This is a genomic window from Pseudomonas sp. RIT-PI-q, from assembly GCF_001297125.1.
Classification (GTDB): domain Bacteria; phylum Pseudomonadota; class Gammaproteobacteria; order Pseudomonadales; family Pseudomonadaceae; genus Aquipseudomonas.
Map to the genome: position 1 here is coordinate 137,769 of NZ_LHPC01000055.1, position 10,534 is coordinate 148,302.

General features: G+C 61.2%; 13 protein-coding genes. 2 read left to right on the forward strand and 11 right to left on the reverse strand.

The annotated features are described in order from the left end of the window. Positions 1–5 precede the first annotated feature (5 nt). The 5 genes from metX to AEQ67_RS29825 all read right to left on the reverse strand — a co-directional run bounded on the left by metX (position 6) and on the right by AEQ67_RS29825 (position 3,782). Positions 6–1,145 (reverse strand): homoserine O-succinyltransferase MetX, encoded by a 1,140-nt coding sequence (metX, locus tag AEQ67_RS29805; protein ID WP_059407339.1) that lies wholly within the window; start codon positions 1,143–1,145, stop codon positions 6–8. Between the two features lie 183 nt (positions 1,146–1,328). Then, positions 1,329–1,625 carry a DUF167 domain-containing protein gene (locus tag AEQ67_RS29810; RefSeq protein WP_059407340.1) on the reverse strand — a complete coding sequence of 99 codons (297 nt, stop codon included), beginning with the start codon at positions 1,623–1,625 and terminating at the stop codon, positions 1,329–1,331. 4 nt (positions 1,626–1,629) lie between these two features. Beyond that, positions 1,630–2,217 (reverse strand): YggT family protein, encoded by a 588-nt coding sequence (locus tag AEQ67_RS29815; protein WP_059407341.1) that lies wholly within the window; start codon positions 2,215–2,217, stop codon positions 1,630–1,632. Between the two features lie 24 nt (positions 2,218–2,241). Continuing rightward, entirely contained in the window at positions 2,242–3,060 is an 819-nt protein-coding gene (gene proC, locus AEQ67_RS29820) for a pyrroline-5-carboxylate reductase (RefSeq protein WP_059407342.1), read from the reverse strand. Positions 3,061–3,095: 35 nt separating this feature from the next. Further along, complete coding sequence (locus tag AEQ67_RS29825) at positions 3,096–3,782, reverse strand: YggS family pyridoxal phosphate-dependent enzyme (RefSeq protein ID WP_059407343.1); 687 nt, start codon at positions 3,780–3,782, stop codon at positions 3,096–3,098. A gap of 56 nt (positions 3,783–3,838) precedes the next feature. On the opposite strand from AEQ67_RS29825, the gene AEQ67_RS29830 reads away from it, so the two are divergent. After that, positions 3,839–4,873 (forward strand): type IV pilus twitching motility protein PilT, encoded by a 1,035-nt coding sequence (locus AEQ67_RS29830; RefSeq protein ID WP_059407344.1) that lies wholly within the window; start codon positions 3,839–3,841, stop codon positions 4,871–4,873. Between the two features lie 145 nt (positions 4,874–5,018). Here the strand turns inward: AEQ67_RS29830 and AEQ67_RS29835 are convergent, their stop codons facing one another. After that, on the reverse strand, positions 5,019–5,648 hold the full coding sequence (locus AEQ67_RS29835; protein WP_059407345.1) for a C40 family peptidase: 630 nt from the start codon (positions 5,646–5,648) through the stop codon (positions 5,019–5,021). A gap of 249 nt (positions 5,649–5,897) precedes the next feature. Here AEQ67_RS29835 and AEQ67_RS29840 point away from each other — a divergent pair, with 249 nt between their 5' ends. Beyond that, entirely contained in the window at positions 5,898–6,317 is a 420-nt protein-coding gene (locus AEQ67_RS29840; RefSeq protein WP_059407346.1) for an NINE protein, read from the forward strand. A gap of 91 nt (positions 6,318–6,408) precedes the next feature. On the opposite strand, the gene AEQ67_RS29845 is transcribed toward AEQ67_RS29840, so the two are convergent. The 5 genes from AEQ67_RS29845 to AEQ67_RS29865 all read right to left on the reverse strand — a co-directional run bounded on the left by AEQ67_RS29845 (position 6,409) and on the right by AEQ67_RS29865 (position 10,302). Then, a complete protein-coding gene (locus AEQ67_RS29845; protein ID WP_059407347.1) occupies positions 6,409–7,680 on the reverse strand; it encodes a dihydroorotase in 1,272 nt (423 codons plus the stop codon). Then, positions 7,677–8,681, reverse strand: coding sequence for an aspartate carbamoyltransferase catalytic subunit (locus AEQ67_RS29850; RefSeq protein WP_053163287.1), 1,005 nt, complete (start codon positions 8,679–8,681; stop codon positions 7,677–7,679). The genes AEQ67_RS29845 and AEQ67_RS29850 overlap by 4 nt, the downstream gene beginning before the upstream one ends. 27 nt (positions 8,682–8,708) lie before the next feature. Beyond that, entirely contained in the window at positions 8,709–9,212 is a 504-nt protein-coding gene (gene pyrR / locus AEQ67_RS29855) for a bifunctional pyr operon transcriptional regulator/uracil phosphoribosyltransferase PyrR (protein WP_059407348.1), read from the reverse strand. 80 nt (positions 9,213–9,292) lie between these two features. Then, positions 9,293–9,730 (reverse strand): Holliday junction resolvase RuvX, encoded by a 438-nt coding sequence (ruvX, locus tag AEQ67_RS29860; RefSeq protein WP_005792259.1) that lies wholly within the window; start codon positions 9,728–9,730, stop codon positions 9,293–9,295. Beyond that, the gene (locus tag AEQ67_RS29865) at positions 9,730–10,302 is read right to left on the reverse strand and encodes a YqgE/AlgH family protein (RefSeq protein ID WP_059407349.1); all 573 of its coding nucleotides are present in this window, start codon (positions 10,300–10,302) and stop codon (positions 9,730–9,732) included. The genes ruvX and AEQ67_RS29865 overlap by 1 nt, the downstream gene beginning before the upstream one ends. Between the last annotated feature and the right edge of the window lie 232 nt (positions 10,303–10,534).

The following is a 10,534-nucleotide window of genomic DNA, read 5'->3' on the forward strand; positions in this document are numbered from 1 at the left end:
CTTTCTCACAACGTAATGCGGTTCATGTAATTGCTGAATGCCTGCAAGTAGCGCGGGATCGGAATCAGGAAGGCGTCGTGGCCTTGCGGAGCGTCGATCTCCAGGTAGCAGACGTCTTTCTTGGCCGCCATCAGCGCGTCCACCAGTTCCCGCGAGCGGGCAGGGGAGAAGCGCCAGTCGGTGGTGAAGGACATCACGCAGAACTTGGCCGAGGCGCCGGCAAAGGTTTTCGCCAGGTCATCGTCGAAGTTGGCTGCCGGGTCGAAGTAGTCCAGCGCCTTGGTCATCAGCAGGTACGTGTTGGCGTCGAAACGCCCGGAGAACTCTTCGCCCTGATAACGCAGGTAGCTTTCAACCTGGAACTCGACGCTGTGGAAGTCGTAGTTGAGCTTTTCGCTTTTGAGGCCACGGCCGAATTTCTCGCCCATGGAGTCGTCGGACAGGTACGTGATGTGCCCGACCATCCGCGCCAGCATCAACCCGCGCTTGGGGATTACGCCGGCTTCCTGGAACGAACCGCCGTGGAACTCGGGGTCGGTCAGGATCGCCTGGCGCGCCACTTCGTTGAAGGCGATGTTCTGCGCCGACAACTTGGGGGCCGAGGCGATGGCCAGGCAGTGACGAATGCGCTCAGGGTAGGTGATGCTCCACTGCATCGCCTGCATGCCGCCGAGGCTGCCGCCTATCACCGCTGCCCATTGGTTGATGCCGATCCGGTCGGCCAGGCGCGCCTGGCTGTGCACCCAGTCTTCCACGGTCAGCACCGGGAAGTCGGCGCCGAAGGGCTTGCCGGTTTCCGGATTGACGCTGCTCGGGCCGGTGGAGCCGTTGCAGCCGCCGAGGTTGTTCAGGCTGACCACGAAGAATTTGCTGGTGTCGATCGGCTTGCCGGGGCCGATGCAGCTGTCCCACCAACCGGGTTTGCGGTCGTCGGGGCTGTGGAAGCCGGCAGCGTGATGGTGACCAGACAAGGCGTGGCAGATCAGCACGGCATTGCTCGCCGTGGCGTTCAGCGTGCCGTAGGTTTCGTAAATCAGGTCATACGCTGGGAGCGAACGGCCGCAGGCCAGGGCCAGGGGTTCGCTAAAGTGCGCCACTTGCGGCGTCACCAGACCAACAGAATCGGGGGGAAAGGCAGTTGGCATCGACCCTGCTCTCGTTGAAATGAGGCGTAAGTCTAAAGACCAGTGTGGCCAGCGGCAAGCAAAGGCCGGGCCTGATTTCTCCCAGGTAGACCGAGGTGCGGCCATCGCGGGCAAGCCACGCTCCCACATTAGAATGTGTACCCCTGTGGGAGCGTGGCTTGCCCGCGATGAACGATAACGCGGTCAGCCGGACTGTCGCCCCAGATCCGGCAAATCCGGCAGCTTCTTCGGCGAACAAATCCGCACCCGCTTCTGCCGGTTCAACTCACCACTGATCAAACTCACCTGGCTCTTGGAAACCCCAAACGCCTTGGCCAGGAACGCCATCAGATAGGCATTGGCCTTGCCTTCAACCGGCGGCGCGGTCAGGCGGATCTTCAGGCGATCACCGTGCAGCCCGCAGAAGTCATCGCTGCGGGCGGCCGGTTGCAGGTGACATTCCAGAATCAGGTCGTCACCGTCCCAGCGAAAGTAGCTCACCGGGTCAGATCAGCCCGAGCAGGCCGTTGGGCATGAGGGCGAAGTACGCCAGGCGCGGGATCAGCCAGCTTTGCAGCAACTGGATCGCGATAAACGCGAAGATTGGCGAGATATCGAGGCCACCCAGATTCGGAATGATCCGGCGGAACGGCGCGAGTACCGGTTCAGTAATCTGCGCGACCAGTTCGGCGCCCGGATTGTGGCTGCCCGGTGCGACCCAGGACAGAATCACGCTGATGATCATCGCCCAGAAAATAATATTCAAAAACAGCGAGAAGATCGCGATCAGTGCCCACGGCACCAAAAACAGCCAGTCGACCATGAAGCCTTTGAGCAGCAGGATGACCGCTATCAACAGCATCTGAATGATCAGCGCCAGCACCAGCGATGACATGTCCAGCCCGAACATGCTCGGGATCACCCGGCGCAGAGGCTTGAGCAGCGGTTGGGTGGCTTTGACGATGAACTGACAGAGCGGGTTGTAGAAGTTCGCCCTGACCAGTTGCAGGATGAAGCGCATCAGCACAATCAGCAGGTACAGGCTGCCTAGGGTTTTAATGATGAAAATGGCAGCGTCATTGAGTCCGAGCATCATTGATTCCTTTGTAAGAGCTGATTAGCGACCAAGTTGTTCAGCCATCTCGGCCGAGCGGTGAGCCGCGGCGCCGAGTGCTTTTTCGACCAGGGCTTCGAAGCCCCCGGCCTGGAACGACTTGATTGCAGCTTCCGTGGTGCCCGCAGGCGAGGTTACGCGACGACGCAGTTCGGCGGCGTCCACATCGCTGGCGACGGCCATGTGCGCGGCGCCCAACGCGGTTTGCAGGGTCAGTTGTGCGGCGACGTCCGCTGGCAGGCCGAGCTTCACGCCAGCAGCGGTCATGGCTTCGATCAGCAGGAAGAAGTACGCCGGGCCCGAGCCGGACACGGCGGTGACCGCGTCCAGTTGCTGCTCTTCGTCCAGCCACAGCGCGATGCCGACGGCGGACAACAATTCTTGCGCCTGTTGGCGTTGCTCGGCGTTCACTTCGGCCGTGGCGTACAAACCGCTGACGCCCTGGCGCAGCAGTGCCGGGGTGTTGGGCATGCAACGCACAATCGGCTGGGCGCCGAGCCAGTTGTTCATGCTGGCGCAGGTGATACCGGCAGCAATCGACACCACCAGTTGATTCGGCTTGAGGTTTGGGCGAATCGCTTCGCACACGGCTTTCATCGCCTGGGGTTTGACCGCCAGTACGACGACGTCGGCATCCTGGATGGCTTCGGCGTTGTCGGCGAACACCTCGATGCCGTGTTCAGCCTTCACTTTGACGCGGGTTTCGGCGCCTGGATCGCTGGCGCGGATGTGCGCCGCTTCCAGACCTTTGGCGCGCAGGCCGCCGATCAGGCTGGCGGCCATGTTGCCGGCACCGATAAAGGCAATACGAGTCTTGCTCATGTCAGGTCCTTATAAAGAGAGGAGTCAGCCATTGTTCATGGCTGGCCGTAGTCGCGAGCGCCAAACAGGGCCGTACCGATGCGGACCCAAGTGGCGCCTTGGGCGATGGCCGACTCGAGGTCGTGGCTCATGCCCATGGAAAGTGTGTCGAGCGGCAGGTTCAGGCTGGCTTGCAGGCTTTGTACGGCAGCAAAAGCGGCATCCTGGGCGGCGCGATCGTCCGTCGGCTCAGGGATCGCCATCAACCCGCGCAGCTTGATGCGCGGCAATGCGCTGATGGCGTTGGCCAGGGCCGGCAGATCGGCCGGGGTGCAGCCGGATTTACTGGCTTCACCGCTGACGTTGACCTGGATGCAAATGTTCAAGGGCGGCAAATCGGCAGGGCGTTGTTCGGACAGGCGTTGTGCGATTTTCAAGCGATCCACGGAATGCACCCAGGCGAAGTGCTCGGCGATAGCGCGAGTCTTGTTCGATTGAATGGGGCCGATGAAGTGCCAGATCAAGGGCAGGTCGGCCAATTCGAGCTGTTTGCCCAAGGCCTCCTGCAGATAGTTCTCGCCAAAGTCGCGGAGCCCGGCAGCGTAGGCTTCACGCAAGGCCTCGGCGGGCTTTGTCTTGCTCACGGCCAGCAACTGAACGCTGTGTTCGTCGCGTTTTGCGGCGAGGGCGGCAGCGTGGATGCGTGAACTAACCTGAGCGATGTTGTCTGCTATCGTGGACATCAAGAGGCGCCAGCGGTCTGAAGGTTCGCGGCATTCTACTGGAATTGAGGAACGCTATGGATATCACTGAGCTGCTGGCTTTTAGCGCAAAACAGGGAGCGTCCGACCTGCACCTGTCCGCCGGCCTGCCGCCGATGATTCGGGTGGATGGCGATGTGCGGCGCATCAACTTGCCGGCGCTGGAACACAAGCAGGTGCAGGCGCTGATCTACGACATCATGAACGACACCCAGCGGGTGGACTTCGAGAAGCACCTGGAAACAGACTTTTCCTTTGGTGTGCCCGGCGTGGCGCGTTTTCGGGTCAACGCGTTCAACCAGAATCGTGGTGCTGGCGCGGTGTTCCGCACCATCCCGTCGAAGGTCCTGAGCATGGATGACCTGGGCATGGGGGATGTGTTTCGCAAGATTACCGAATCCCCCCGTGGGCTGGTGTTGGTCACGGGCCCGACCGGTTCCGGCAAGTCCACCACCCTGGCGGCGATGATCGATCACCTGAACAACCATCGCCATCACCACATCCTCACCATTGAGGACCCGATCGAGTTCGTCCACGAATCGCGCAAATGCCTGATCAACCAGCGCGAAGTCCACCGTGATACCCGCAGCTTCGCAACCGCCTTGCGCTCGGCGCTACGGGAAGACCCGGACGTGATTCTGGTGGGGGAGATGCGTGACCTGGAGACCATTCGCCTGGCATTGACCGCCGCCGAGACCGGCCATTTGGTGTTTGGTACGCTGCACACCACGTCGGCGGCGAAAACCATCGACCGGGTGGTGGATGTGTTTCCGGGGGATGAGAAGTCGATGGTGCGCTCGATGCTCTCCGAGTCGTTGCTGGCGGTGGTTTCCCAAGCGCTGGTGAAGAAGATCGGTGGCGGACGGATCGCGGCGCACGAAATCATGCTCGGCACGTCGGCGATCCGTAACCTGATCCGCGAAGACAAGGTGGCGCAGATGTACTCGTCGATTCAGACGGGTGGGAACCTGGGGATGCAGACGCTGGACATGTGCTTGAAGGAGCTGGTGACCAAGGGCCTGGTCAGCCGGGACCATGCGCGGGAGAAGGCGCGCTCGCCGGATAATTTCTGAGGGGGATTTGTGTTGCTTTCAATGACGCCTTCGCGGGCAAGCCTCGCTCCTACAGGGATCGCATAATTCCTGTAGGAGCGAGGCTTGCCCGCGAAGAGGCCGTCATGATCGAAACAATTCCCGGGTCAAAATCCGGGAGCTCGAATCAGCGCTGAACAACCTGGATGGCGTTCTTGTCTTTCGGCAGAACCCGCTTGGCAACCACGTAGTGGCTTTCCCAGTACGGTTTCTTCAGGGTGTCGATGGTCACCGACTTGCCACGACGCGGTGCGTGGATAAAGCGGTCGTTGCCCAGGTAAATGGCAACGTGATTGACCCGACGGCTCTTGATGTTGAAGAAAATCAAGTCGCCCGGCTTCAGGTCGTTGCGATCGACTTTCGTGCCATGACCGCTGGCCATCGCATTGGACGTGCGAGGCAGGTCGAACGTGGCGTCGTTGAACGCGTATTTCACCAGGCCGCTGCAATCGAAGCCTTTACTTGGGCTGCTGCCGCCCCAACGGTAAGGCGTACCGAGGACATTCACGGCACGGCTCAGCACGTTGCTGCTTTCGTTGCTCGCCATCGGCGGAACAAACTTGCTGCTGGTGTTGCTGACGCTGCTCAGTCGGGTAGAGCGTTTTACGGTTGATTTGTATTTGCTCGAAGGAACAGACACATGGGATTTTGGGGTGTAACCATTAACGTTTGGAAGACGTTGCTCACGATTGGTGGCGTGGGCGGCCAGTGGCATCAAAAGGCAAATGGTTAGCCATGTCTTGAAAAATGGACGCATTAGGCAAGGCTCATATAAGTTAGCGCGCAACTTTATAACAGCTTTTTTGGCCCTTCCGAGGCCGTTGGTCGATTCAACTTTCGGGCAACGGAACCAAATAAGCGGAAAATTGACGCAATTGTCGGACAGAAGTCAGGTGCTATAAGGCTTTGACGGGACACAAGGTAGCAGATGCCATACGTCGGCCACCTGTAAAAAAGTCACAAAGAATTCAAGAATATTTATCTATCGTGTGAAACGAGGACCTTCATGAACACCTATCAACAGTCCGATTCGCGGCAAGATACCCACAGTAAAGTGATCGGTTACCTGCTGTGGATTCTCGGTTTTACCGGGGCTCACCGCTTCTATTACGGCAAGCCGGTGACCGGGACGATCTGGTTCTTCACGTTTGGCTTGATGGGCATCGGATGGCTGATCGACCTGTTTCTGATCCCGGCCATGGACCGTGAGGCGGACCTGCGTTTTACCGCCGGACCGATCGAGTACAACGTTGCCTGGATTCTGCTGACGTTTCTTGGGGTATTCGGCGTACACCGGATGTATCAGGGGAAATGGATCAGCGGGTTGCTGTACCTGGTGACGGGCGGGTTGTTCTTTGTCGGGGTGCTGTATGACTTCTGGACGTTGAATGACCAGGTGTCGATTCGCAATGCGCAGAGCCGATAAGCGAAGATCAAAAGATCGCAGGCTTCGCCAGCTCCTACACGGGATATGCGTTTCCCTGTAGGAGCTGCCGCAGGCTGCGATCTTTTCGGTGTTACGCCTGGTGGCTGATCCGCCCATCCACCAAGGTGTAACGCACCACACCCGGCAGGCTATGCCCAATGAACGGGCAGTTCTCGCCCTTGGACAGCCAGGTTTCACCGGCCACGGTCGAGGCTGCAGGGTCGAACAGCACGATGTCCGCCGCACCCCCCACCGCCAACTTGCCCGCCGGCAGGCGCAGCGCCTCGGCAGGTCCAGCGCTGAGGCGCGCCAGCAGCGTCGGCAGATCCAGCAAACCGTCCTCCACCAGTGTCATCGCCAGCGGCAGCAGTAGCTCAACGCTGCTGATGCCCGGTTCGGTGGCACCGAACGGCGCCAGTTTGGCGTCCCGCTCGTGGGGCTGGTGATGGCTGGAAATGGCCGAGACCACACCCGACTTCACCGCTGCACGCAGGCCATCGCGGTCGGCGCGGGTGCGCAGCGGCGGCTGGACGTGATAGAGGCTGCTGAAGTCGATCAGCGCTTCATCGGTCAGGATCAGCTGATACAACGCCACGTCGGCGGTCACCGGCAATCCGCGCGCCTGGGCCTGAGCGATCAGGGCCACGCCGCGCGCGCTGGTGAGCTGGCTGAAGTGCGCACGTACGCCACTTTGCTCGACCAGCAGCAGATCCCGGGCCAGAGCCACGGTTTCAGCAGTCTCTGGAATGCCCGGCAAACCGAGGAAGCTGGCAGTCGGGCCTTCGTGGGCCAGGCCACCTTCGGCCAGGTCATGGTCCTGAGAGTTGAAAATCACCGTCAGGTCGAACGTCGCCGCGTATTCCAGCGCCCGGCACAGCGTGCGGGTGTTGCGGAAGCTCTCCAGACCGTTGCCGAAGGCCACGCAGCCGGCATCGCGCAAGGCCACCAGTTCGGCCAGTTGTTCGCCGTCCAGGCCTTTGCTCAGGGCGCCGATCGGGAAAACCTTGGTGTTGCCGGCTTCACGCGCGCGGTCGAGGATCAGTTCGGCCACGGCCGAGGTGTCCAGCACCGGTTTGGTCTTTGGCGGGCAGCACAGGCTGGTGACACCACCGGCAGCGGCGGCGCGGGTTTCGCTGGCGATCGAGCCTTTGCGGCTGTAGCCCGGCTCGCGCAGGGCGACGTTCAGGTCGACCAGCCCAGGCGCGGCCACCAGACCCTTGGCGTCGAGGGTCTCGACGGCGACAAAACCGGCGGGAGCGGCGCCAAGGGCGATGATCTTGCAGGCTTCAATATGGATGTCGGTAACGTTATCCAGCCCGGAGGTTGGATCGATGACGCGTGCGCCGAGAATGCTGAGCTTCACTGGGCGTTCTCCTGCTCGAATTGGCGCTGGGCAGTCTGCCCGCTCATGGCCATGGACAGCACGGCCATACGAATCGCGATGCCATAGGTGACCTGATTGAGGATCACCGAGTGCGGACCGTCGGCCACCGCCGACTCAATCTCCACCCCACGGTTGATCGGCCCCGGGTGCATGACGATGCAATCCGGCTTGGCCCCGGCCAGGCGTGCGGTGGTCAGGCCGAACAAGCGGTAGAACTCGCCTTCGCTCGGCAGCAGGCCGCCGGTCATGCGTTCGCGTTGCAGGCGCAGCATGATCACTACATCGACATCTTTCAGGCCCTCGGCCATGTCGGTGTAGACCTTCACGCCGTATTGCTCGATGCCGATCGGCAGCAGGGTTTTTGGTGCGATCACGCGGATGTCCGGGCAACCGAGGGTTTTCAGCGCGAGCATGTTCGAGCGCGCGACCCGCGAGTGCAGGATGTCGCCGACGATGGCCACCGAGAGATTTTCGAAGCCGCCCTTGTGCCGACGAATCGTCAGCATGTCGAGCATGCCCTGGGTCGGGTGCGCGTGACGGCCGTCACCGCCGTTGATGATCGCCACCTGCGGGCAAACATGCTCGGCAATGAAGTGCGCCGCGCCGGAATCACCGTGGCGCACGACAAACATGTCGGCAGCCATGGCTTCGAGGTTGCGCAGGGTGTCGAGCAGGGTTTCGCCCTTGCTCGCCGACGAGGTCGACACGTTCAGGGTGATCACGTCGGCCGACAGCCGTTGGGCCGCCAGTTCGAAGGTAGTGCGGGTGCGAGTGGAGTTCTCGAAGAACACGTTGCACACGGTCTTGCCGCGCAGCAACGGGACCTTCTTCACCGCCCGGGCGCCGACTTCGAGGAACGAGTCGGCGGTGTCGAGGATTTCCGTCAGCAGTTCGCGGCGCAAACCGTCGAGCGAGAGGAAGTGGCGCAGCTGGCCCTGATCATTGAGCTGCAGCGGGCGCTTGGTTTCTAGAGGCGTCATCGCGAGGGGGACTCTCAATAGGGCGAATTAAAGGGCGAGGTCTTGCAGTTCGAGCTTGAGCTCCGGGCCGGAGAGCTTTACGCGCTCATGCGCCGCGAGTGACAGGGTTGCGCCCACCACGTTCGGGCGGATCGGCAGCTCGCCGGCGTCGAGGTCCAGCAGGCACACCAGCGTTACGCTGGCCGGGCGGCCGTAGTCGAAGAGTTCGTTGAGGGCGGCGCGAATGGTCCGCCCGCTCATCAGCACGTCGTCGATCAGCACCAGGTGCTGGCCTTCGATCTCGAACGGCAGGGCCGAAGGGCGCACTTGCGGGTGCAGGCCGTTCTGGCTGAAGTCGTCGCGGTAGAAGGACACGTCCAGGGTGCCGAGCGGCGAATCGCTGCCCAGTTCATCGAGCAAGGCCTGGGCGACCCAGACGCCACCGGTACGAATACCGATGTAGCGCGGTTCGCTGATGCCACGGTGTTCCAGGTGTGCCTTGAGACGGATCGCCATCTGGCTGATCAGTTCGGCGGGATTGGGCAGGCTCATGGTTGCTCCTTCTTGGGCCCGAGCCGGTGCGTGCGGGGTTTGGCTCGGGTTGTAGCTAAGAGAGACGTCGTGACGGCTCTTCAGGATTCAAACAGTGCGGTGTTTTCGTCGAGCCAGCCTTGCAGGAGCAGGGCGGCAGCGATAGCGTCGACCGGGTTGTCGCGGTAACTGCCTTTCTGCCCGCCACGATCACGCCGCTCGCCCTTGGCTTCGAAGGTGGTCAGACGTTCGTCGTGGGTATAGAAGGGCAGGTTGTAGCGGCCGTTCAGGCGGCGGGCGAATTTTTCCGCGCGCAGGCACATGTCGCTCGGTGTGCCGTCCATGTTCAATGGCAGACCGACCACCACGGCGTCGGGTTTCCACTCTTTAATCAGGGCTTCGACCTGGTTCCAGTCGGGAATGCCGTTTTGTGCCTTCAAGGTGCACAGCTCGCGGGCCTGGCCGGTAATGACCTGGCCGACCGCCACGCCGATCTGTTTGGTGCCGTAATCGAAACCCAGGATCAACCGCAGGGCCATCAGGCGTGCCCCGCCTGGCTGGTGAGCAGGCTGAGGTTGACGCCCAGGTGCTTGGCCGCCGCTTCGAGGCGCAGTTCGCTGCTGGTGTTGAACAGGATGTCGGCGTCGAACGGGCAGGTCAGCCAGGCGTTCTGGGCGAGTTCGGCCTCAAGTTGCCCGGCCTCCCAGCCGGCGTAACCAAGGGCGATCAGGCTTTTCGGCGGACCGACGCCATCGGCGATGGCAAACAGCACGTCCTGGGAGGTCGACAGAGATAATTCGCCTTCCAGATCAACGGTCGCCTGAAAAGACTCGCCCGAGGGATGCAGGACAAATCCGCGATCGGTCTGCACCGGGCCGCCAATAAATATCGGTACATGCTGGCAGAGCGCGGGCGGTTCGATATCGGGGCGTAGTTGCTCGAGAATATCGGCCAGGTTCAGGTCTTGCGGACGGTTGACCACCAGCCCCATGGCACCATTGGCCGTGTGCTCGACGATGTAGGTCAAGGTGTGCGCAAAGTTCGGGTCGACCATGTGCGGCATGGCGATCAGGAAGTGATGCTTGAGGTAGCTGGGGCTGACGTTCTTCATGAGCGCTAGTGTGGCGTTGGAGGGGCGAACTGACAAGCTGGGGATGCACAGGAAATGCCGTAAATACCCGCAAACAACCGGACCCCTGTGGGAGCGGGCTTGCCCGGGTAGAAACCGGAGACATCCTTTACGTTTTAAACCGGAGACATCGTTTACAGGTATGAAATACGGTCAGGAGGTGCCTGACCATGCCCTGGAATCGAGAGTCCCCAATGGATCAACGAATCAAACT

Coding starts and splice junctions, on each gene's coding strand:
- ruvX (WP_005792259.1), bottom strand. CDS start 9,730: ATGGCCCTGCGGTTGATCCTGGGTTTCGATTACGGCACCAAACAGATC.
- AEQ67_RS29840 (WP_059407346.1), top strand. CDS start 5,898: ATGAACACCTATCAACAGTCCGATTCGCGGCAAGATACCCACAGTAAA.
- metX (WP_059407339.1), bottom strand. CDS start 1,145: ATGCCAACTGCCTTTCCCCCCGATTCTGTTGGTCTGGTGACGCCGCAA.
- AEQ67_RS29825 (WP_059407343.1), bottom strand. CDS start 3,782: ATGTCCACGATAGCAGACAACATCGCTCAGGTTAGTTCACGCATCCAC.
- proC (WP_059407342.1), bottom strand. CDS start 3,060: ATGAGCAAGACTCGTATTGCCTTTATCGGTGCCGGCAACATGGCCGCC.
- AEQ67_RS29815 (WP_059407341.1), bottom strand. CDS start 2,217: ATGCTCGGACTCAATGACGCTGCCATTTTCATCATTAAAACCCTAGGC.
- AEQ67_RS29850 (WP_053163287.1), bottom strand. CDS start 8,681: ATGACGCCTCTAGAAACCAAGCGCCCGCTGCAGCTCAATGATCAGGGC.
- AEQ67_RS29830 (WP_059407344.1), top strand. CDS start 3,839: ATGGATATCACTGAGCTGCTGGCTTTTAGCGCAAAACAGGGAGCGTCC.
- AEQ67_RS29865 (WP_059407349.1), bottom strand. CDS start 10,302: ATGAAGAACGTCAGCCCCAGCTACCTCAAGCATCACTTCCTGATCGCC.
- AEQ67_RS29835 (WP_059407345.1), bottom strand. CDS start 5,648: ATGCGTCCATTTTTCAAGACATGGCTAACCATTTGCCTTTTGATGCCA.
- pyrR (WP_059407348.1), bottom strand. CDS start 9,212: ATGAGCCTGCCCAATCCCGCCGAACTGATCAGCCAGATGGCGATCCGT.